19 protein-coding genes are annotated in these 22868 nt (G+C 56.7%); 13 read left to right on the forward strand and 6 right to left on the reverse strand.

Translation table 11 applies throughout. The features are described from left to right. The first annotated feature begins 11 nt into the window (after positions 1-11). The 12 genes from C0039_RS07085 to C0039_RS07140 all read left to right on the forward strand — a co-directional run bounded on the left by C0039_RS07085 (position 12) and on the right by C0039_RS07140 (position 12202). A complete protein-coding gene (locus C0039_RS07085; RefSeq protein WP_101517671.1) occupies positions 12-920 on the forward strand; it encodes a prephenate dehydrogenase/arogenate dehydrogenase family protein in 909 nt (302 codons plus the stop codon). 43 nt (positions 921-963) lie between these two features. Then, positions 964-2268 carry a 3-phosphoshikimate 1-carboxyvinyltransferase gene (aroA, locus tag C0039_RS07090; protein WP_101517672.1) on the forward strand — a complete coding sequence of 435 codons (1305 nt, stop codon included), beginning with the start codon at positions 964-966 and terminating at the stop codon, positions 2266-2268. A gap of 2 nt (positions 2269-2270) precedes the next feature. After that, positions 2271-2951: a (d)CMP kinase gene (gene cmk / locus C0039_RS07095; protein ID WP_076001675.1), complete on the forward strand. Its 681-nt coding sequence runs from the start codon at positions 2271-2273 to the stop codon at positions 2949-2951. 142 nt (positions 2952-3093) lie between these two features. Next, a complete protein-coding gene (rpsA, locus tag C0039_RS07100) occupies positions 3094-4770 on the forward strand; it encodes a 30S ribosomal protein S1 (protein WP_076001674.1) in 1677 nt (558 codons plus the stop codon). 289 nt (positions 4771-5059) lie between these two features. Then, positions 5060-5356: an integration host factor subunit beta gene (ihfB, locus tag C0039_RS07105; protein ID WP_076001673.1), complete on the forward strand. Its 297-nt coding sequence runs from the start codon at positions 5060-5062 to the stop codon at positions 5354-5356. Between the two features lie 75 nt (positions 5357-5431). Further along, positions 5432-5737, forward strand: coding sequence for a LapA family protein (locus C0039_RS07110; RefSeq protein WP_076001672.1), 306 nt, complete (start codon positions 5432-5434; stop codon positions 5735-5737). Continuing rightward, the gene (gene lapB / locus C0039_RS07115; RefSeq protein WP_101517673.1) at positions 5730-6938 is read left to right on the forward strand and encodes a lipopolysaccharide assembly protein LapB; all 1209 of its coding nucleotides are present in this window, start codon (positions 5730-5732) and stop codon (positions 6936-6938) included. Before C0039_RS07110 ends, lapB begins: the two co-directional genes overlap by 8 nt. A gap of 25 nt (positions 6939-6963) precedes the next feature. Then, complete coding sequence (gene pyrF, locus C0039_RS07120; RefSeq protein ID WP_076001670.1) at positions 6964-7665, forward strand: orotidine-5'-phosphate decarboxylase; 702 nt, start codon at positions 6964-6966, stop codon at positions 7663-7665. A 105-nt stretch (positions 7666-7770) separates the two neighbouring features. Continuing rightward, complete coding sequence (locus tag C0039_RS07125) at positions 7771-8133, forward strand: ComEA family DNA-binding protein (protein WP_232334823.1); 363 nt, start codon at positions 7771-7773, stop codon at positions 8131-8133. 55 nt (positions 8134-8188) lie between these two features. After that, positions 8189-9112 (forward strand): NAD-dependent epimerase/dehydratase family protein, encoded by a 924-nt coding sequence (locus tag C0039_RS07130; protein ID WP_101517674.1) that lies wholly within the window; start codon positions 8189-8191, stop codon positions 9110-9112. Then, entirely contained in the window at positions 9112-10092 is a 981-nt protein-coding gene (locus tag C0039_RS07135) for an MraY family glycosyltransferase (protein WP_101517675.1), read from the forward strand. The genes C0039_RS07130 and C0039_RS07135 overlap by 1 nt, the downstream gene beginning before the upstream one ends. A 112-nt stretch (positions 10093-10204) precedes the next feature. After that, positions 10205-12202 (forward strand): polysaccharide biosynthesis protein, encoded by a 1998-nt coding sequence (locus C0039_RS07140; RefSeq protein ID WP_076002460.1) that lies wholly within the window; start codon positions 10205-10207, stop codon positions 12200-12202. Between the two features lie 4 nt (positions 12203-12206). On the opposite strand, the gene C0039_RS07145 is transcribed toward C0039_RS07140, so the two are convergent. The 6 genes from C0039_RS07145 to C0039_RS07175 form a co-directional block, all read right to left on the reverse strand. Then, positions 12207-12623: a DUF6524 family protein gene (locus C0039_RS07145; protein WP_076001667.1), complete on the reverse strand. Its 417-nt coding sequence runs from the start codon at positions 12621-12623 to the stop codon at positions 12207-12209. Positions 12624-12667: 44 nt separating this feature from the next. After that, a complete protein-coding gene (locus C0039_RS07150; RefSeq protein ID WP_243391571.1) occupies positions 12668-13870 on the reverse strand; it encodes an iron-containing alcohol dehydrogenase in 1203 nt (400 codons plus the stop codon). Positions 13871-13927: 57 nt separating this feature from the next. Beyond that, on the reverse strand, positions 13928-16150 hold the full coding sequence (locus C0039_RS07155; protein WP_133125956.1) for a sugar phosphate isomerase family: 2223 nt from the start codon (positions 16148-16150) through the stop codon (positions 13928-13930). A gap of 254 nt (positions 16151-16404) precedes the next feature. Continuing rightward, positions 16405-17760 carry an HlyD family type I secretion periplasmic adaptor subunit gene (locus C0039_RS07165; protein ID WP_101517678.1) on the reverse strand — a complete coding sequence of 452 codons (1356 nt, stop codon included), beginning with the start codon at positions 17758-17760 and terminating at the stop codon, positions 16405-16407. Beyond that, on the reverse strand, positions 17757-19952 hold the full coding sequence (locus C0039_RS07170) for a peptidase domain-containing ABC transporter (protein WP_101517679.1): 2196 nt from the start codon (positions 19950-19952) through the stop codon (positions 17757-17759). The genes C0039_RS07165 and C0039_RS07170 overlap by 4 nt, the downstream gene beginning before the upstream one ends. A gap of 7 nt (positions 19953-19959) precedes the next feature. Next, positions 19960-21654, reverse strand: coding sequence for a peptidase domain-containing ABC transporter (locus C0039_RS07175; protein WP_133125957.1), 1695 nt, complete (start codon positions 21652-21654; stop codon positions 19960-19962). Between the two features lie 233 nt (positions 21655-21887). On the opposite strand from C0039_RS07175, the gene C0039_RS07180 reads away from it, so the two are divergent. Beyond that, on the forward strand, positions 21888-22868 hold a 981-nt coding region (locus C0039_RS07180; protein ID WP_207796389.1), incomplete at its 3' end, for a hypothetical protein.

Raw genomic sequence — 22868 nt, forward strand, 5'->3', positions numbered from 1 at the left:
TTTCGCAGCATATGAAACCGCAAGTCGATACTGTCGCTATCCTTGGCCTGGGGCTGATCGGTGGCTCACTGGCGAAGGCACTGCGCAAGAGCGGTTTCTGTCGCCGCGTGATCGGCTATGGACACCGTGAACCATCGCTGCGTCGAGGTCTTGAACTGGGCGTGATCGACGCATTTACCCTTGACCTGGGCGAAGCGATCAACACTGCTGATATCATTGTGATCTGCACACCGACCCTGGTGGCTGCTGAGGTGCTGGGCGAGATTCTGCCGCAAACGCAAGCCATGGCCGAACCTCCGTTGATCACTGACGCCGCCAGTGTGAAAGGGAGTCTGCGTGATGCGGCGCTGAGAATCTGCGGAGAATTTCCAGCCTATCTGGTGCTGGGTCATCCTATTGCCGGTTCCGAGCGCAGTGGGGTAGAGGCAGCAAAGGCTGACCTGTATAACAACCACCGGGTTATTCTGACGCCCGTCCCACAAAATGACGCAGCGGCTGTGGCCCGGGTGCATGCAATGTGGTTGGCCACGGGCGCTGACGTGGTGGAAATGACAGTGGACAGGCACGATGCTGTACTGGCTGCTACCAGTCATTTGCCGCACCTGCTGGCGTATTCGCTCGTCGACGCACTGGCCCAGTCTGCGGAGAGTGATGAAATATTTCGCTGTGCTGCAGGCGGTTTCAGGGACTTTACCCGTATTGCCTCCTCTGACCCGGTGATGTGGAGGGACATCGCTATCGCCAATAGGTCCGCCTTGCTGCAGGCAATTGACCTTTTTAGTAATCACCTGGGGCAACTGCGCCAGGCCGTCAGTGAAGAGGATGCCGAAGGCCTGCACGCTACTTTTACACGTGCCAAGACCGCGCGCGATGATTTTGCCAGAATCCTCGCTGATCGTGGACAGGGAAAACCCAATTGAACGGTCACCGCTGCGTGCGTTGATGACCCCGGATTAAACTATTATGCGCTTCACATTATCGCCAGGCGGCAACATCCGCGGACAAGTTCGCGTTCCCGGAGACAAGTCCATATCCCATCGGTCTATCATGTTGGGTGCGCTGGCTGAGGGCGTGACCAGGGTCAGTGGTTTTCTTGAGGGGGAGGACGCCCTGGCTACACTCAGCGCTTTTCGCGCCATGGGTGTCGAGATAGAGCGCCACAGTGCTGGCGAGGTGGTTGTCCAGGGTGTTGGCCTCCATGGACTCGAAGCCTCTTCGGCCGCCCTGGACCTGGGCAATGCAGGCACCGGTATGCGCCTGCTTTGCGGGTTGATGGCCGGCCAGTCCTTCGACTGTGAATTAACGGGCGACGCCTCTCTTTGTTCGCGCCCGATGGGCCGCGTTATCGATCCGCTCACGTTGATGGGCGCAAAAATCGATGCGCAGGCAGGGGGGCGTCCCCCCCTGAAGATATCGGGCGGACGGGCTCTGCAGGGCATTCACTACGATTTGCCGATGGCCAGTGCGCAGGTGAAGTCCTGCGTGTTGCTGGCAGGTCTTTATGCTGACGGACGGACATCGGTCACCGAACCGGCGCCTACCCGGGATCATACCGAGCGCATGCTGCGCGGCTTTGGCTACCCGGTTGAACGGAAGAACGGTGTCATCAGCCTTGAGGGAGGTGGGTGCCTGGAGGCGGCAGATATAGACGTGCCTGCAGACATTTCATCCGCAGCCTTCTTTCTGGTGGCGGCCAGTATCGCCCCGGGCTCGGACCTGCTGCTCACTCATGTCGGCGTCAACCCCACGCGCACCGGCGTGATCAATATTCTTCGCCTTATGGGTGCCGACATCACCCTGAGCGGGCAAAGAGAGGTTGGCGGGGAGCCGGTGGCCGACATTCGTGTGCGTTATGCGCCTCTGCGCGGTATCGAGATTCCCGAAGACCAGGTGCCACCGGCCATTGATGAGTTCCCGGCACTGTTCATCGCTGCAGCCTGTGCTGAAGGGCGTACCGTGTTACGCGGCGCTGAAGAACTACGGGTCAAGGAGAGCGACCGCATCGCTGCCATGGCTGAAGGCCTGACCACCCTGGGGATTGAGAATGACGTTCTGGATGATGGCATTATTATAGAAGGCGGTACGCTGGCCGGCGGCGAAATACACACCCACATGGACCACCGTATCGCCATGTCCTTTGCCATAGCGGGCCTGCGGGCGCAGGAGCCGATCGTCGTGCTGGATTGCGATCACGTGGCCACTTCTTTCCCCGGTTTTGACGTGCTGGCGAGTGAACTCGGTCTGCGCATCAGCGTGCAGGCTGACTGAGCATGTCTGCGGCACCGGTGATTACTGTCGATGGGCCCAGCGGGGCAGGTAAAGGCACGGTCAGCCATTTGCTCGCCGCTGAGTTGGGGTGGCATTTTCTCGACAGCGGCGCCCTCTATCGCGTCACTGGCCAGGCCTGTCTTATCGAGGGGGTCAGTTGGGAAGACGAAGCCAGAGTCGCTGAAATTGCCCGTGGTCTGGATGTGAGCTTCAGTGCCGCTGAAAATGGCGAGGTCCTGGTGGCCTATAAAGGCAAAGACGTTTCCGCGGCAATCCGCACGGAAGAGGGTGGTCGTGGGGCGTCCACCGTGGCAGCCATTCCTGCTGTGCGTCGTGCGCTGCTGGCCCGGCAGCGCGACTTCAGGCGCCTTCCCGGACTGGTAGCGGATGGCCGCGACATGGGGACAGTGGTTTTCCCCGATGCGCCACTCAAATTCTTCCTTACCGCATCCGCCGCGGAGCGGGCCGAGAGACGCTACAAGCAGTTGATTCTAAAGGGGGAAAGTGTTAGTCTCCCGCGCCTTCTGGAGGACATCAAGGAGCGAGATGCGCGTGATTCGAGTCGTGCTGTTGCCCCTCTGGTACCTGCGGAAGACGCCGTTGTTATCGACAGTACCGGCGCGGATATCGAGCAGGTATTTGCACAGGTGATGAAGGAAGTGACGCTAAAAGGCATTATCTAGCGGCTAACCGTGTCGATCTCCTTTTATACGGCAAACATTGTCTCTGCGGTTGAATCCAGTCATGGCCGCAGTTGACAGTGATGACAAACGAACCCCGTACCCGGCTGGAGGGACGGATGACCAAACCAACAGGTAATGTGTAATGAGCGAATCCTTCGCTGAACTTTTTGAAGAAAGTCTGAAGACGGTTGATATGAAGCCAGGTGCCATTGTCACCGGCGTGGTAATTGATATCGACAACGACTGGGTTACCGTTCACGCGGGCCTTAAGTCAGAGGGTGTGATCCCCCGTTCCCAGTTCAACGATGCCGCTGGCGAGTGTGGACTGAGTATCGGTGATGAAGTACAGGTAGCCCTGGAATCCGTGGAAGATGGCTTTGGTGAGACCAAACTGTCCCGCGAGAAAGCCAAGCGTGCTGAAGCCTGGAAAGAACTGGAAGCTGCTCACGAAGCAGAAGAAGTGGTCACAGGTGTTATCAACGGCAAGGTCAAAGGTGGCTTTACCGTGGACATCAACAGCATTCGCGCGTTCCTGCCGGGCTCCCTGGTAGATGTACGTCCCGTTCGCGAGACGGTGCACCTGGAAGGCAAGGAACTGGAATTCAAGGTCATCAAGCTGGACCAGAAGCGCAACAACGTGGTGGTTTCCCGTCGCGCTGTTATGGAAGCGGCCAACTCCGAGGAGCGCGAAGCGCTGCTGGAGACCCTGCAGGAAGGCATGTCCGTCAAGGGTATCGTCAAGAACCTGACCGACTACGGCGCGTTCGTTGACCTGGGCGGTGTGGACGGTCTGTTGCACATTACCGATATGGCCTGGAAGCGCATCAAGCATCCTTCCGAGATTGTGGAAGTGGGCCAGGAAATCGACGTCAAGATCCTCAAGTTCGACCGTGAGCGCAACCGTGTATCACTGGGTCTGAAGCAACTGGGTGAAGATCCCTGGGTGGAAATCACCGGTCGCTACCCCGAGGGTAGCCGCGTCAAGGCCAAGATCACCAATCTTACCGATTACGGCTGCTTCGCCGAGCTGGAAGAGGGTGTGGAAGGTCTGGTACACGTCTCCGAAATGGATTGGACCAACAAGAACGTCCACCCTTCCAAGATCGTCCAGCTGGGCGACGAGGTGGAAGTCATGGTTCTGGATATCGACGAAGAGCGTCGTCGTATCTCCCTCGGTATCAAACAGTGCATGCAGAACCCCTGGGATGCCTTCGCATCGCAGTACAGCAAAGGCGACAAGATTGCCGGCTCTATCAAGTCCATTACCGACTTCGGCATCTTCATTGGCCTGGAAGGCAACATCGATGGCCTCGTGCACTTGTCCGATATCAGCTGGAACGAAGTGGGCGAGGAAGCGGTACGCAACTACAAGAAGGGCGACGAGATCGAGACAGTTATCCTGTCAATCGACCCCGAGCGTGAGCGTATTTCCCTTGGCGTCAAGCAACTGGAAGACGATCCCTTTGGTAACTACATTGCAGTGAATGACCGCGGCGCTATCGTCACCGGCGAAGTCACTGAAGTTGACGCCAAGGAAGTGATCATCAAGCTTGCCGACGAAGTTGAGGGTATCCTCAAGGCATCCGACATCTCTCGCGACCGAGTGGAAGATGCGCGTGCCTCGTTCAAGGTTGGCGACTCTGTAGAGGCCAAGATCATCTCTGTCGACCGCAAGAACCGTGGCGTAGTACTGTCCATCAAGGCCAAGGATTACGACGACGAGAAGGAGGCTGTGAAGTCCCTGAAGGATGCCGAGCAGGAATCGGCTTCTCCAGGTACCATTGGCGACCTGATCAAGGCGCAAATGAGCGACAAGTAATCGTCGGTTACGTTTCGGGCTGCGGCCCGTTTCAATTCGAAAGGGCTCACAAATGTGAGCCCTTTTTTTTGGTTCACGAATCCCTTCCCGGTAGGAAATTACTCCTTTCAGTGCCTGAGTTCTCCGCGTGTGGCGCGCAATAGCACCTTACCGGGTGCCACACCTGACAGTGAACAGCAGGTCCTGCCCCAACCAGAATGTAACTTTTCCTATATAAAATAAGGACTTGCGAAAGATAGAAACTGGGGTCACAATAAGGCCTGATGCAAAAAACGGCCGTATAAGACCGATGACGAAAAGTGAACTGATCGAGACTATCGCCGCCAGGCAAGCGCAGCTGTCCTCCAAGGATGTGGAGTTGGCTGTGAAGACCATACTGGAACACATGTCCCAGTCCCTGGCAGATGGCGAGCGCATAGAGATCCGTGGATTCGGCAGCTTCTCGCTGCATTACCGCGAGCCGCGGCGTGGACGTAACCCCAAGACCGGCGATGCCGTTGAGCTGACCGGAAAGTACGTTCCGCACTTCAAACCCGGCAAAGAGTTGCGTGAAAGAGTGAACCTCGGGTTGCAAATGGGGCTGTGAGCTTGCTCTGAGAAATACAGACGGTATGATCGCGAGGTCATACCGTTTTTTTTATCTTACCTATCGGACTAACTCATGAAACTGCTTCGCAATCTCATCTATATTGCCGTGGTACTGGCTATGGCTGCAGTCGGTGCCCTGTTTGCATTGCAGAATGAAGCCCCCGTTCCGCTGGATGTGCTGGTCTATACCTTCGAGCCGCGCAGCCTGGCGCTTTGGTTGCTGATTGCATTTGCTCTGGGCGGCGTGCTCGGCCTGGTGATGTCGTCGGCGCTGATGCTGCGCAAGCGCGCTGCGCTGGCTACGGTAAATCGACAATTGGCAAAGTGTAAAGCGGAAGTGGACAAGTTGCGCACGGCGGGCTTGAAAGACGGTGAATGATTACCTTGTCTTCGCACTATTTTTTATTGCGATTGCCATAGGGTGGTTACTGGGTCGGCGCAACCGGAATCTGTCGTCCCCCGTTCGTGACCTTCCGGGTCAGTATTACAAGGGTCTTAATTACCTGCTTGATGGCCGCCCTGATGGCGCGGTAGATGCATTTATCAATGCGTTGGAAGTCAACACCGAAACGCTGGAAACCCATATCGCACTAGGCAATCTGTTGCGTAAGCGAGGTGAGGTTGATCGTGCAATTCGTATTCACCAGAATCTGCTGGCCAGGCCGAGTTTGCCGCGGGCGCAGGTTCACCGGGCGCACCTGGAGTTAGCCAGGGACTATATCAGCGCTGGTTTGCTGGACAGGGCCGAGCGGCTGCTCAAGGACCTGGTGACGGAGTCCCCCGTGCAGCGGCGGGCCAGTCAATGGCACCTCATGGATATTTACCAGAGTGAGCGGGAGTGGCAGCAGGCGATCGATATCGCTGGGGATCTCCTGCCGCGCAAATCTCTGTTGGGCGGTTCGGGCAATGACGCCACTGAGGATCCGGGGCAGCCTGTTCCGGTAGTGCTCTCCCACTATTATTGTGAACTGGCGGCTGAACACCATCAGGCCGGGGATCTGGTCAGCGCGCGCTATCTGTTGCAAGAGGCGCTTTCGCGCGATAAGCAGTGCGTGCGAGCCTCGATCATGCTCGGCGCTGTTGAGTACGATGCCGGGCGCTACAAGCAAGCAATCAAAGCGTTGCGCAGGGTGCGCCAGCAGGACCCTCTGTATGTCAGTGAGTCCGTGGCCACGCTGCGCGCCTGTTTTCGCGAACTGGGAGAAGAGAAAGCCCTGCGTTCTTACCTGATGGAATGCCTGGAGCTCTATCCGTCGCCGACGTTGTTGCTGGCCACCGTGGAGGACCTTCGCGAAGTGGAGGGACAGGAAGTCGCTGAACGCTTTCTGGTGGAGCAGCTTGAAAAAATGCCGTCACTACGCGGCCTGGAGAAACTGGTCAGCCTCCAGGCTGACAGTCACGAGGGTGATATCCGGGAAAACCTTGGATTGCTGCAACGCCTGGTGCAGCGCCTGATCGAAGAGCGCCCTTCCTACCGCTGTGGTCACTGCGGTTTCGCAGGGCGCCACCTGCACTGGTTCTGTCCTGGCTGCAAGTACTGGGGGACTATCAGCCCGATTCGTGGCACCAGCATGGAATAGATACACCACCTGCAAGAGATAACTTATGAACGAAAACCCCGTTATTGTCGCTGTAGACTTTCCCTCGGCGGAACCTGCCCTGGCACTGGCTGAGCGACTGTCGCCCGAGCTTTGCAGACTCAAGGTCGGCAAGGAGCTTTTCACGCGCTGTGGCCCGGCGTTGGTAGCGGGTTTGCAGGATCGCGGCTTCGATGTGTTCCTCGACCTCAAGTTCCACGATATCCCCAATACCGTAGCGGGAGCCGTGCGCGCAGCCGCGGACCTGGGCGTATGGATGGTCAATGTCCACGCGGCGGGTGGTCGGCGGATGATGGTCGCCGCCGCTGAAGCGTTGCAGTCTTCCTCTCACGCACCATTGCTCATTGGCGTAACAGTGTTAACCAGCATGTCTGACGAGGATTTGCGTGAAATGGGCTATACCGAATCGGCAGGGCAGCGGGTTCTGCGGCTTGCGGCGCTTACCCGCGAGTGCGGTCTTGACGGTGTGGTCTGCTCGGCAATGGAGGCGCCTGAATTGCGTGCGCAGTGTGGCCCTGACTTTAGCCTGGTAACCCCGGGGATACGCCTGGCCGGCGATGATGCCGGTGACCAGCGCAGGGTGCTGACGCCTGCCGATGCCATCGCCAATGGTGCTGACTACCTGGTTATTGGTCGCTCTGTCACCGGCGCAGCTGACCCGCTGGAGGCACTGCAGCGCGTGCACCGGGAACTGGGTTCGCTGGCGTAGCATCAAATCCGGGCAGGCTGCCGTGAGTCCATTCACGGGCTGCTAGACTGCTCCCTGATACGGATGCCTGCACGGAAGCAGCAAACTGATCAGGGAGATCACATTATGAATATACAATTATCTGCAATACCACTGGTGAATGAACGAGGCCGCGTCTCGCGGTCTCAACCCATTCGCTTCGTTTTACTCTTGACTGCGTTGATGTTGGTCCTTGTGCTGGGTGCGGACCCCGTTCAGGCCCAGCAGGGTGAAATGCCCGCGCTGGCATCGCAGTCAGTTAATATCAACAGCGACAACGCCTCGGTGCTGGCCGACGGGCTCACCGGGGTGGGCCTTTCTCGTGCCGAGGATATCATTCGGTACCGGGAAGAGTTCGGGCCCTTTACCACGGTGGAGCAGCTGTCCGAGGTAAAGGGTATAGGTAAAGCCACGCTCGATAAAAATCGTGCGCGGATAACACTGGATTAAGACGGCGGCATCCGTATCATCGGGGGCTTATGCCCCCAACTTTTAATAATTCTCTGTGAAGTGCCTGGTAACCGGTGCCACCGGTTTCATCGGGCGCGAGTTATGCCAGCAGTTGGCCGCGGCCGGCCACGAAATCGTGCCCTATAGTTGCTCAGGCCAGGCCCTCGACGACGGCACTGCGACTATTCCAATCGATTTGCGTACGGACAGTCCAGATGAATCAGATATGGCGTGCGCTGACGTGGTTTTCCATCTCGCGGGTATCGCCCACCAGCAGGCGCCGGCTATTGATTACGAAAAGGTCAATCACCAGGCGGTGGTGAGATTGGCCAGGCAGGCGCGCATTGCAGGCGTGAAAGCGTTTATTTTCCTCAGTAGCGTCAAAGCGATGGGCACGGCACCTGGCCCCGCTGCGCGTGCAGAGGGTGACGGCGTGTTACCCCTTGATGACTATGGGCTTTCGAAGTGGTTGGCGGAGTCGGCACTGAGTCGTGAATTTCGAGGCGGTGATATGTCCGTTTGTATTATCCGTCCCACACTGGTTTACGGCCCACATGTCAAAGGCAATCTGCAGCGGCTGGCACGAGGCATCAACCGTGGTTTACCGCGGCCACCCGAGATCGGCGGCAGATCTATGATCGCCGTAGGTGACCTGTGCCGTTTGATGCTGACGCTTGCTGAACAAAGGAAAGCAGGCGTGAGTACGTATATTGCCAGCGACGGTGAAGTCTATAGCCTGCGAAGGATGTACGATGCCATTCGCCGTGCCCGTGGGCGGGGCAGGGGGCTTGCCTGGTGCCCGCGTTGGCTATGGGCACTCGCGTGCTCATTGCAAGATCGGCGAAATCGCGAAGCGCAGTCCGCGTGGAGCAAGTTATTCGGCAGCGAACTCTACAGTAATGACTCGGTTTTGCGGTCCACCTCCTGGCGACCGGTTTTGCGTCTCGAGGAATACCTGTCCAGAGGCGAAGAGCCGTGATGGCCCCATTGCTGACGATGATTCTGTCGGCGTGCCTGTGTGGTGGGTACCTGATTCTGGCGCGCCGATGGCAGATTCTCGATCTGCCTAACGAGCGCAGCTCACACGCCATGCCAACGCCTCATGGCGGCGGAGTGCCAACGATTGCCGCCCTGTTGCTGGGCACCTGGCTGGCCTCGGCTGCAGGCGTCGACTGGGGTGTCGAGTACCTGGTAATGCTAGGCACCGCAGCCGCGCTGGTCGTTATCGGTGTGGTCGACGACTTGCGCAGTCTCGGCGTTGGGTTGCGCTTTGCGCTCTATAGTGCGTGTAGCCTGATTGTTGTGAACACGCTCTACCACTTTATCCTTGAACCCTCGGTCCTTGCCTGGGCCCTGGGTTTGCTGACTGTAGTCGCCTTGTTGTGGCTGCTGAATCTGTATAACTTTATGGACGGTATTGATGCCTTCGCAGCAGTGCAGTGTATGCTGGCCTGCGCCGGGGCGTGGGTGATCGCGTCACAATCGGGGGCGGATCCTGCTTACCGGCAGTTCTGTTTGCTGCTGTTGGCGGCGCAGGCCGGTTTTCTTGTCTGGAACTGGCCACCGGCGAAGTTGTTTATGGGCGATGCCGGTAGCGTGCCCACCGGTCTGTTGCTGGGAGCCCTGGCGCTACTGGGTAGCGTTCGCGGCTATCTTCCATTGGCGTGCTGGTTGATTCTGCTGGGTCCATTCATCGTCGATGCATCGGCCACTCTTGCCTGGCGTATTGCCACCGGACAGCGCTTTACGCAGCCTCATCGATTGCACGCCTATCAGCGGCTAAGTCGCCGTTACGGGGGGCATAGACCCGTCGTATTGATGCTGATAGCGATAGTCGTGCTGTGGTTGTTTCCCCTCGCCTGGTTGGCAGGTTTATGCCCCAAGTACGGGCTTTTCTTGGTAATTTTGGCCTATCTTCCTTTGCTGGCAGGCATGGCTAAAACGGCCAAATTGGGCTAGTATCTATTCTTTGCGCTGCACTCAAAAACTACTATATAGCAGCGTTTTGGTAGACCATTTAGACCGTACAGAGTGAGGAAGGGGCTTGCTGAACTATTTTGGCCGTATCGTTATGCGCGCAGCTTCCGGAATCTTCGGCAGCTTCAGCGGCGGTCTGGAAAAACTCGTCGAACTGCCCAGGAATATCAAACAGGCCTGTCTTCTTGCCCTGGACATGGGCTTTGTGACGTTGGCTATGTGGTCAGCGGTTGCCTTCCGCTTCGGCCACCTTGACTTCACGCTTGGCCCTGTTGAGATCTTCTGCGCCGCTTTCACGGTTCTGGCAAGCGCCATAATCTTTCTTCGTTTGGGTCTCTATCGAGCGGTCATTCGTTTCATGGGGCAACAGGCAATCTGGGCGGTAATCACCGCCGTCAGCTATTCCTCGCTCGTTCTGGGCGCTACAGTATTTTTTACCCAGGCCGACGTCCCACGCTCGATGCCCTTTATCTACTGGGGGCTCGCAATGCTGGGTATTGGCGGCACCCGCTTGAGCGTGCGCGCCTATTATCAGGCCAAGCTGCGTTCACTTTCAGAAAACGTCATCATTTACGGGGCGGGTGAGTCAGGGCGGCAGTTGCTCACGGCGCTGAACCACGGCGATCAGTATCGTCCAGTGGTATTTGTGGATGACGACCAGCGTCTCCATCATTCCGTTATCAATGGTTTGCAGGTCGCGCGCCCGGAAGAAATTGAGCAGCTTATCGCCGAATACGACATTACCCAGGTGTTGCTGGCGATCCCCTCTGCATCCGCTGATCGACGCAAGGAAATTATTACCTCGCTCGTCGGTCTGCCTGTTTATGTGCGCACCGTGCCGCGGATTGCGGCCCTGGTGGCTGGTGAGGCAAGCGTCAATCAAATTCAGGATGTCGACCTGGACGACCTGCTCGGTCGCGACCCGGTGCCACCGCACCCTGAATTGATTGACCGTTGTATTACCGAAAAGGTAGTGATGGTGACCGGTGCAGGTGGCTCCATAGGGTCAGAGCTGTGCCGACAGATTGTGAAGTCGGGGCCACGTGAGTTGGTGCTGCTGGATAATTCTGAGATCGCGCTTTACAACATTGAGCGAGAATTGCGCGAGTTAATGGAATCGGCAGGGCTTAATTGTGAGTTGGTTTCGCTGCTGGGCTCGGTTCAGGACGGTCGCAGGCTGGAAAATGTTTATCGCACCTATCAGGTGCAAACGGTTTACCATGCCGCAGCTTATAAGCACGTGCCCATGGTCGAATATAATGTCGCGGAAGGTGTGGCGAACAATGTGTTTGGCACCTGGTATGCCGCTGAGGCAGCGCGAAAGGCCGGGGTTGATACCTTTGTGCTCGTCTCCACTGACAAAGCGGTTCGCCCAACCAACATTATGGGGGCTTCCAAGCGATTTGCAGAAATGTTGCTGCAGGGACTCGCACAGCGCGAAACCAAAACGCGCTTCTGCATGGTGCGCTTCGGTAACGTTCTCGGTTCATCCGGGTCGGTAGTGCCGCTGTTCCGTGAACAGATTGAACGCGGAGGACCGGTTACGGTCACGCACCCTGAAGTCACACGTTATTTTATGAGTATTGCCGAGGCAGCCCAACTGGTCCTGCAGGCCGGCGCAATGGGTACTGGTGGCGACGTGTTTGTTCTGGATATGGGTGAGCCCGTCAGGATCGTTGATCTGGCCCGGCGGATGATTCGTCTCAGCGGCTACGAGATGGATCACGACGATCACGTCGGCCATCATATCGATATCGAATTTATCGGCCTGCGACCTGGCGAGAAACTCTATGAAGAGTTGTTGCTGGGTAGTAACGTGGCCGGCACGGGTCACCCGATGATAATGCGTGCACAGGAGGAGTGTCTGTCCTTCGGCCAGATACATGGATATGTTGCTGAGTTAATGCGCTGCTGTGATGCCCTGGACTGCGCGGGCATCACTGCCGTGTTGCGTAAAGCTGTCAGTGGTTTCAGCGAACAGGAAGTGCGCCATGACTACCTGTGGAACAAACAGGCTGAGCAGGGCGCCCAGCCCAAAGTTCCCGCAGTTACATCTAACGTGAAAGAACTTTTTCCTGAAAAGTCCTCCTGAAGCGTCAGTCTTCGATGTCGTCCACATCGAATTGCCCGGTCAGGCGACGCCGCACATGAGACCACGACATACCTACGGCCAGCAAGAAAGCTACCAGTATCAGAGCCACCCAGCTTATTGCACTGCTCGAATCAATGCTTAGCCAGCCCAGGTCTACAAACAGCCACACCACGCAACCAAACAGCGCAGCGCCCAGAATAATGCCCAGCCAGCCCATAGACAGGAAGGTTGCGCGTAGATAGATAATCCAGGCGATCAGCAGTACGACCCCCACCAAAGCCTGTATAGGGCCAAGTTCAGTGCCTTCCGCCATTATCCAACTGACATAGGAATAGTCCGTTGGGTTGTACGTTCCAAAGACCAGAACGATGGCGAAAAACATCCGCCCCAAAAAACTGCCGACAGTAAACTCTTTGGCCATTGATGCTTTCCTTTTTGAATTAGGATGGGCTCAGGATAGGCGACTCAGTTCGCTGGAAGCAAGCCCCTGACGATGGCTGTAATCTCTGCTTCCGACATATATCTTGGAACGGGATACAAGTCTCCGGCCTCGGCCAGAGCATCTTCGACAATGCCTGGCACGTCGCTCGCCTGTAGTCCTTTGGGCTTTAACGGTAGCTCCATCTCGGCACGCATATCGACAATGGCCTGGATAAACTTCTGCGCCAGGGAGGAGGGCGGGTCCGTCTCAGTCCCCAGCCCTACCAGCACAGCCAGGTCTGCCAACCGTGGGTGAATACAATTGCCATAGGCCGCCAGTACTTCTGGCAATACCATGGCGTTGGCGTTGCCGTGGGGTGTATGGCAGACCCTGCCCAGCTGATGTGCCACACCGTGGACATAGCCTACCGATGTGCGGCCGAACGCTGAACCGGCGTAGAAAGAGGCTACGGCCATCGCATCCCGGGCTTTGAGGTCGTTGCCGTCGTGCCATGCCCTGGTCAAGTGTTGAAATATCAATCTGATAGCGGCCTTCGCCTGCAGTTCAGTGGAAGCATTGGATGCTTTGGACAGGTAGGATTCTACTGCGTGGGTCAGTGCATCCATGCCGGTGGCGGCGGTAATGCCCGGAGGCATGCCTTTCATGATGTCGGCGTCCAGCGCGACGTATCCGGGGATCAGCTTGCTGTCTACCACCGGTACTTTTCGATGGGTTACCGGATCGGTGATAACCGACGCCAGGGTGATCTCTGAGCCAGTGCCGGCGGTAGTGGGAATGGCAAACAGCGGCAACCCCGGGTTCTTCGACTTCTGTATCCCGTCGAAGAATTGCAGATCGCCGGGATTGTTGTGCAGCAGAGCGATCAGCTTGGCGGCATCAAGCACCGAACCTCCGCCTACTGCGACGACAGCATCGCATCGTTCAGTACGCAGCAATGCCTCGCCGGCCTGCACCTGGTCAAAAGCGGGGTCGGGGAGTACGCCGTCGAATATCGCGTAGGCTACCCCATCATTGTCCAGCTGTTGTTTGATCCCGTCGAGGATGCCTGACGAGCCCAGAAAATTATCAGTAACGATGAGCACTTTGCGTAAACCCAGGACGGAGACCTGCTCCGCGAGTACCAGTGCAGAGCCCGGCCCCATGTATACTACGGGCGCATTGCGTGGTAGCAGCCGTAACAGCCAGGTGACGACAAAGGCCCTTATTTTATAGTAAAACAGTTTCACGATCGGGATTCCTGTGATTGATTAGGCTGTGGCCCATGATACCCCGTGGAGATGCTGTCAGGCTACTTTGCGACGTTTGGGTCGCTTTTGCTTGCGCTGCCAGAGGCTTATGCTGGGAAGGTGTTTTATCGACTTTGCCTTGATCGCCCTGGACACGTTCTCGTTGACAAAGCGAGTCATGGCTGCGGTGATCTGGCGAGCCATGCTGTTGCCCTCGGGGGAGGTGGACATTACCAGTAAGTGAGGGTTCAGTGGGTCGGCCGCCAGCTCGTTCTGCTCCCGTTTCAGGATGACCAGACGAGCTGGTATCTGTAAGTCGGCCTCTCTACTGACGCCTTCCCTGGCCATGCGAGCTTTGACCAGATAGCGGTGCTCTTCTGAGTGCCTGCGTGCGGAAACCAGAAAGTCGTCTTCATGCACTATCGCCAGGAATGGAATGTCGTAGGCAAGGAGAACGTCCAGCGCCTTCAGGTGGCGATTCTGGTATTCGACCGGGTCGTGCAGGGCGGCGTTCACCTCCTTCGCCAGGCCATAGAGAGACGCGGTTTTCAGCAGTCGCCCACCAACGAGCCTTAAAACGTAGGGCATTTCAGAGTTAAGCATCCTCTGCTGAACCGTCTGGTTGTTTAACAGGCTTCTCAATCCGACGGTCATGCCATTGATCAGGGGGCGGGAAATTCGACGTTTCAGGAACTTGTCCAACGCGGCCATATTGGAAGCGCTCTCCGCGAGTTCTTCCGTATAAGTTGGGCTAAGCCGCCCGGAGCGGTCAAGGTCATAGGTGCGATCCAGTCCACCATAGTCCAGCTCTGTATTGCGCCGCAGGTGGTCGACCAGGGATTTTACGTTGGCGCCGGTATTCGGCCCATCGCAAGGCGACCAGGTCGCCAGGTGGATGATTCCTGAGGCGCGAAGTGCATCGATAAGCTGCTTGTTTTCCTTGCCCAGGTCCTCGTAAGCAGGAATTTCTGCATCATAGCTATTCAGGACCGAGAGCAGCAGGTGATCGGAGATTACCCCGGCGATAGAGTGACCGGCAATGGGTACCGGGCGGCCCCTGCGCCAGTTGCTGAGAATTGCCTTGCGCAACGCCAGCGCATAGTGCGGAAATATCTCATCGTTCTCCAGGAATTTGGCGCGGCTGCCCCGGTGCAAAGCAGAAACTGTCCATGCGCTGGGCAACCTGATCAGCAGATTGGCGAAGCTGAACAAGCCCATAAAGCCGTGTAGCAGCAATATGTGCACACCGTTATCTTCATCCCCGGGTCGTGTTTCAGCCTTGATCTGCACCGCCTGGCCGCGTTCGCTGTATTCGAACACGGTTTCGTCAAAGTTCAGGGCTTGCTCGTCAGCGAATATATAGACCTTTTCGGCTATATCACGGTTCACACGCAACATACGCAATGGGGTTTCCATTACCGTCTGTTCAAAGTCAGCCGCTTCCTCCATTTCGAATCGGCCCAGGGCTTTCAGCTTATGAGTTCCCGCCACGATCAGGGAAACCCTTTCAGCGTTGGTTAACACGCCGCGGTTGAGGGCGATGCGCAGAGCGCCGGAATCCTCTTTTAGTATCAACGCGTCAGGCTGGAGTAAGGATAATTCCTTCACGTACGGAGAAAACGCGCCCAGCGTACCCTCCTTGCCTATTCCACTAACAATACAGTGGAAAGACATGGACTCACCCAGCTTGCTGCGTATGTCATCGCCATAGCGCTGGGCCTCCAGACGAGCCTGCTGTAGGGCTTTGCGGCGGTTGCCACTGTCCAGTGCCTGGCTTACAGGGGCCATGTTGATCGGGTTGACCAGCCTGAAAACGGCGGCATCAATGATATCGTTCTCATCGGCGGCGTTGGGTAGGCCAAGCGTACGGGCAATGTTTCGCCGGCCACGGCGTTTACACAATTTCCGGGTTAGCGGTACGATAAAATTCATTATCAGTGACTGCTCTGCACTCTCCCAGGCCGGGTCTCCGGCGCTTTCTTCAAGGAAGAAAAAGCGCACACGCGTGAGCCAGTCAACGCTGAAGGTATGCACTTCCAGCAAGGCGCGATACTGCGCTTTGACTGTGTTGCCGCCACCTACGGCGACGGTGAAGTAATCGCGTTTATACTGCCCCCAGGCATTGAACCGGCCTTTTTCCAGCCAGCGAGTGTACTGCTCTTGCATAATCTGAGCTGCGTGCCTGCCTGCGAGAGGAAGGCTGGCCGAAATGCCCACATGGATTCCTGCCTCTTCCTGAATCAACGCGAAGGTGTCGGTTTTTCTCTTGCCAACTTTCATACGCAATCACTTTACTGGAGTGAGGGTATTTTGGCACAGCTTTGGGAGGTTGAGCTCTATCTTTTCAAGATAGCCTGCCAAATCATATTAAATTGGACCGGCACGAGCAGTGCGGCGGTGGAAAGTAAGCGGGCGACTTTTTCTGGCGATGAGAGCGACATGCCGGGACAAGACTCGCCACCGGTAGGGTGGCGAGGGCTATTTGGCGCGAGCCCAGGGACGCTGCAGGGCCCGGGGATGAGTACAGTGCTACCCTAGCGTTGCGTGAAAGCGCTGTGGAAGCCTCGAGTCACTGGCTTGAGCAGGTAATGCATGATGGTCTTGGACCCGGTAAGGATATCTACCTGCACGCTCATTCCGGGAATGACGGTCATTCGAGCCGGATCTTCTCCCAGCCAGGAACGCTCCAGCCCAACCTTGACCTTGTAATAGGGGTTGGCGTTCTCGTCCAGGTAAGTGGAGGGAGATACCTGCCGTACAGTTCCCTTTATCGTGCCGTATCGCGTTGAATCGAAGCTGTCTACGCGTACGTCGGCCAATTGGCCGGCGCGCACGTAGCCTACCTCGTTGGGCATCAAGCGTGATTCCACAATCAGTTCATCCTCCACAGGCACTATTTGCATAATCACCTCGCCCGGTTGGACAACAGCATTGATCGTGTTTACGGCAATGCCCTGGACAATGCCTGTGACCGGGGCAGTAACGCGCAGACGATCCACCTTGTCCCTGGCTTTTACCATCGCGCTGTGGACTGTCGCGAGTTCATTCTGTGCCTGTTCGAATTCGTGCTCCAGAGCCTTTTCCTGGCGTGCAAGCAGTTCTGCACGCCTTTTCCGTTCCTCGGTCAGAGCATGTGAGGCGACCAGAACGCTGTCAACGGCAGACTTCAGGTCACTCTGGGCAGAGGCGTGTTCACTTTTCATTCGCAGCAGGTCCGATTGTGAAATAGCGTTGCGTTTGGCCAGTTCCTGGCGAATATTAACCTGTTCCTGCAGTAGCGCAGACTCCCGCTTGAGGACTGTTACCTGGTTGCGTGCGCGGGTCAGCTCACTCATGCGCTGCTCGATACTGGCGTCAGCGAGTTCCCGCTCAGAGTTTCGGCTGGCCCGTTGCGTTCTCAGTGCCAGCTCTTCGTTAACGGCCAACTCCGGGTGGTCCTGGGCAAAGTCACCGAAATCAGCATCTTCCCCGCTCTTCAGGGCCTTCAGTCTGGCCATGTCCAGCTGCAATATGGTCTGACGAATGGCCAACTGATCCAGGTCCGATTGAGACGCCGGCGGTGCAAACACTACCAGCGTTGTTCCGGCTTCGACACGGTCGCCATCCTGCACCTTGATGCTGTCTACGATCCCGCCTTCAAGGTGTTGGATATTGTGCACATAACCTGCGGGTACCACGCTGCCCTTGGCTACGGTTACTTCCCCGATCTCGGTCAGGCTCATCCAGACCAGAATGGCCGCAATCAGCGCCATGATGGTGTAGATAGATACCTTCACGACGTCTGCAATGCCCTGTTCCTCCAGTTCTATGGCCTGCGCAAGAAAGCGGGCTCTGGCGCGGGGCATGCCTGCGTGAGACTTCTTTTTAGGTTGCTCAACGGAATAGTTCATGTCTCTGCTCTCATCATTAGTTCAATCGCGGCTTCCGGGGTGCCAACATGTTTGACCGTACCCTCGTCCAGCAATACGGCGCGGTCTGCAAGTCGCACATGGCTTGGCCGGTGACTGACCATAACCACAGTGTGTTTACCTTTCAGGTTCTGCAATTGCCGCATGAAACGCGCATCACTGGCGCCATCGAGTGACGCGCCTGGCTCGTCCAGTAATACAACCTCTGCGCGGCTGGTAAAGGCCCTTGCAATGGACAGTGAGCGAGTGAAGCCTGGCGGGTAGCGGTTCATCGACTTGTCGCCCAATCGGGTATTGAAGCCCGCGGGTAAGGCCAGAATGTCGCGCAGGATGCCGGCCTTTTCAGCGGCTGCGTATAGCTCTTCATCACTGGCCATACAGTTGTTAAGGCGCATGTTCTGGGCAATGGTGCCGTGAAACATTTTCAGTTCTTGAGGAACATAGGCGATGGAACGACGCAGTTCCATGGCGTTAAGCTGCCGTAAATCCACGCCGTCCAACAGCAGTGCCCCGGCTTGTGGACGATATAGTCCGGCGATCAGCTTCAGCAGTGTGGATTTACCGGATCCGGTGTACCCCACGACGGCGATCATTTCACCGGGCTTCGCTTCAAAGGAAACGCCCAGCAGTGCAGGGTCTCTATCGGCCTCATAGCGGAAGCTGACGCGCGACACCTTGAGGTTGCCCTGTATTTTCTCCTGGGGCAGTTCGGTGTTGCTCTCGTCCTTTTCCGGTTTCAGTTTCATCAGGCTGTTGATTTGCTGTACGGACTGCTTCATTTGCTGCAGCCGGCTGAAGGAGAGAAACAGGCCCTGTAATGGGGTGAGCACCCGCCACGCCAGCGTCATGGTGGCGATCAGGGCACCGACTGACATCGTGCCGTTCATGACCTTTACGGCTCCCAGGGCCAGAACCCCGACCCCGGCCAGGGTCATCAACGCCTGGGAGATGTTGGTCATGAGGGCATTGGCCATAAACGTCTGGTAGTTCGATTCGACTGCTTCGCCAGACAGTTCGCGGAAACGTTCGCGCCAGACGGTTTCTCCGCCTATTGCCTTAATCTCGCGTCGACCCTCAAAGGTCTGCATGAGCATGGCCTGTTTGTCTGTACGCGCCTTGCCGGACCGTTCAACACGACGTTTCAGCGTCGGTTGCGCAATCACCCCTAGCAGCACAAAGGCAGCCAGCATGGCCAGGGGAATGAACGCGATTTCACCGCCCAGTATTGCCACTACGGCCAGAAACAGGATCAGGAATGGCAGTTCAAGTACCAGTGCGGCCGTGGGACCGGTGAAGAAGTCGCGTAGAGAGTCGAACTGTTTCAGCCTTGCCAGCTGTGCTGCGACGGTTGAGCGTTCGGTAAACATTGGGGGTAAGAGCAACAGGTGTTTGAAGGTTTCAACGCCGATCAGATAGTCCATTCTGCCCGCAATGGCACCCATTGCCTTGGCCTTCTGGTACCGCAGTATGAGGTCCGACAGCATCAGGATGCCGACGCCGGTCAGAATCATTGGCAGGCTGTCGAGAGACCGTGCGCCAATAACCTTGTCGTAAATCATCATAATGAACAGTGGCACGCACAGAGCGGTGACGTTCACCACGCCGGTGATCATCAGCAACTGCCAGATCATTCCGCGAAAGCGGGATAGCATCGTGCTGAACCAGGCGTTGGCGGTTTGATTCTGCTTTACGCCGTGAGAGGGGCTTTTGTCGGTAAACACGTAGGCTGTGCCCGGGTTGTCCATGGACTTTGCCAGCTCTGACCGATAGCTTCGAGTGCCTGTGTCGTAGTACTCGATGTATTCCCCGTTGCGCTCTGTGAGCACTTTCGGGTCTTCACCCGGCGCGGTGAAAAGTACCGGATACAGTTCTGCGGGAATAGCATTGATCCGCCGGGTCTGTGCATCGCTGACATAGCCCTGACTCACCAGGATGTTCCTGAGGTCTGTCAGGTCGAGCTTACCGGCGAAGTGGGGCATGGATTCCAGTAGTTCCCGGTTGATCCCCTCCCGACCCAGGGCTGTGAGTATGGGAAGAAGGCAGGCGGCAAACACTGAGCCCTTTGCGAAGGCCTCCGTGTCACCGTCGCGCAGGGAATCGACATTACTGTCGCCAAACGAGCCCGTCTGAAGAATGGGGTTTTCAGCGGGTATGTTCTGAGTGATGGTATTCATGGTTCGCTCAGGCTCCTGCCACAGTCAATTTCGGTTTTGCCGTTGCAGGACGCTGCATGGCCAATTGGTCGGTGACCTCATGCAGGCTGCCGCCCTTTAACTCCAGACACCGGTCACACAGCCTGAGCACCGAGGGGCGATGAGAAACGATAACCATGGTTCGATCACCTTTCATCGACTGGATCACGTTTACCAACTTCTTGTCATTCTTGATATCAAAGTTTGCATTTGCATCGTCAAACAGGATGATCCGCGGATTCCCCACCAATGATCTGACGATGATGATTTTCTGCCTGACACCTTCTGAGAGGTTGCTCGCGGCTGAGCCTCCTATATAGGTGTCGAGTCCGTCCGGGAGCTTGGAGACGATTTCGCCAAGCCCAAGTTCTGCGGCTAGTTTTATCGCCTGCTCAGCAGCTTCGCCCTCTCGGTAAAGCGTCATGTTCTCAAGGATTGTGCCTTCGAAGATCACCCCTTGCTGCGGGACGATGCCGATCTGCGAACGCAGGAACTCAATATTGAATTCCTCAAGTGGCGTGCCATCGACGAGGATTTCACCCGCTTGAGGCTTAATAAAGCCTGATAGCAGCGAGATCAGCGTGCTTTTGCCTGCGCCATTGTCTCCTGCGATGCCAATCGCTTCCCCGGGTTTGATACTCAGGGACACTCCCTTGAGTAGCAGCTCTTCCTGCTCCGGATACTTGAAATCGACATTTTTTACGTCGATCGCGCCCTTGACCCGGCTGTCGCAGCTCACCGCCCCTGAGTTCTCGCGCGGTATTGCAAACAACGCATTCACTTTATCTATCGCCAGACGCACGCCCTGGAACTGGGTCCAGACGCTCATTGCACGCAGGCCTGGCTGTAATACGCGGCTGGTCAACATGGTGCCAGCAGCCAGGGCACCAACGGTCAGGTCGCCAGACACCACGGACGCCGCCCCTATGCCGACGAAACTGATGATTGCCAGTTGAGAAAATGTTGCGCCGACGCCGCTGGAGATACTATTGATTTTGCTGAGGTCGTAGATGCTTTCAGCAGACTGGTATTGGAGGCGTTCATAGCGACGCATCATCAGTGATTCCATGGCCATGGACTTCGCCGTATGGATACCCTGCAGCAGTTCTATGACGAAGTTCTGTCGCCTGTCTTCCATGGTTGATCGATTGCTCAATGATGCGTGGAGGCTGCTGCCTGTCTTCCATGACACCAGGAGAAAAATGAGCACCAGAACGATTGGGATTGCCACCAGCGGCCCGGCGATTACGGCGATCAACGCGAGATAGAGCACGACAAATGGCAGGTCGATCAGCAGTAGAATTGACTGGCCAGAATAGAATTCCTGAATGTTCTCCAGCGCATGGATTCTGTCGATGTAGTAACCGGCTGGTTTCGCGTCGAAGGAGAGTGTATCGGCCTGCAGAATCTGGTCCATCGCGCCAACGCCGGCGCGGTGGTCGAAGCGGGCGCCTTCCCAGCTGAGGATCTTGGAGCGCAGCGTTTTCAAGATAAGGTCCAGGACTATCACGACGAACATACCCGTCATCAGGGCGATAAAGGTGCCGTTGGACTTATAAGGAATAATTCGGTCATAAAACTGAAGGATCACGATCGGTAAGGCGAGCGCCAGTAGGTTGATCGCAAACGATGCGGCCATCACATCTACTCTGCGCCAGGTCATGGGTAGCGAGTGATTCTGCAAAACAAGCTCCTGATAGTCGTCAGTGTCCGACGCTTTTCGGCGGTGGCATGTTTCGGCCGGGCACCCGCTCTCGCGCCTCTAACTCTTTGATATAAATGCAAAAAGTATGACTTTTTATTTAAGCCTCACGTTTATCTGCCGATAATATCTGTCAGAGTGCAAGCAAACGTGCGCTGCGTTGTTAATGGATTTTTCGACCAAAGCGCCAGAAACTTTAGCGACAGGTGAGAGTTATGAGTGAAAAAAAGCATTCCGATGGAGACCGCGCCAGCAACGAACTGTTTTCGTTTGAAGACAAGAAAGCCAATAGCAGTGAACAAACTGCAGACGCTGCTGTACCTGGGGTAGCCACTGAGGAAGAACTGTTTTTGCAGAATATCTTTCTGGAGAAATCAACGGAGTTGGATGATGGGCTGGTGGACGCCGATGAGGCGCTGCTGACTCCGGCTATTCAGGAACAGGTCGACACCGATTCACCCCGAACTGATACGTCTGAACATGATGTGAGGGCGCACACTGCGCGCGCGCCAGCTTCAGTGGGTGCTGGTGACGAGGAAGGTTTATCTTCCGCAGCCGCAGCAATGCGAACCCATCACGCTGTTGATCCCGTTTTCTCGCAAACCCAAAGCGCGACGGAAGCCAGTACGGCGAGCTTTTCGCAGCCCGCAGACCTTAAGGAGGATGCCGGCGAGAGCCTCGCGAGCGCGCGCACTGGTAGCGCTGATGATCTGCGTGCAGCAGAGAGTGGGCAGAATCAGCCAGCTTTCTCCGGGAATAGTGCTGCTCAAGCCAGTGAATCAGAGGGTGTTGCTGATACGGGTAGCAATACCGACGCCGATGCAGGTACCTCTGCAGGTAGTGAGCCGACGGCAAGCAATGGCGAAGCTGAGTTGGAGCCGAAAGCGGCTGGTGATAGCGCTAAAACACCCGTGTCGGTGCCGAATAACCAACCAGTTGACCCTGCTGCCAACGAGGGAGCGCCTGTAGAGGCCGAGTCTGTCGGCAGTAACACCGGGTCTTCTGCGGGTACGCCCGTCGATAGCGTGGCAGACTGGAGTCTGTTTGGGAGTGCAGAGCAAGCCATCAACGCGAATGGGGATGAAAACGGCGGCGGTGGCGCTGGGGAGGGCACCGATGCTGGCACCGGCGGAGGCGCCGCAGAGGAAGGCGGAGCATCCGGCGGAGGTCAGGAGGCGTCCGGCGGTGAAGGTGGC

This window comes from Pseudohalioglobus lutimaris, assembly GCF_002866825.1.
Classification (GTDB): domain Bacteria; phylum Pseudomonadota; class Gammaproteobacteria; order Pseudomonadales; family Halieaceae; genus Halioglobus; species Halioglobus lutimaris.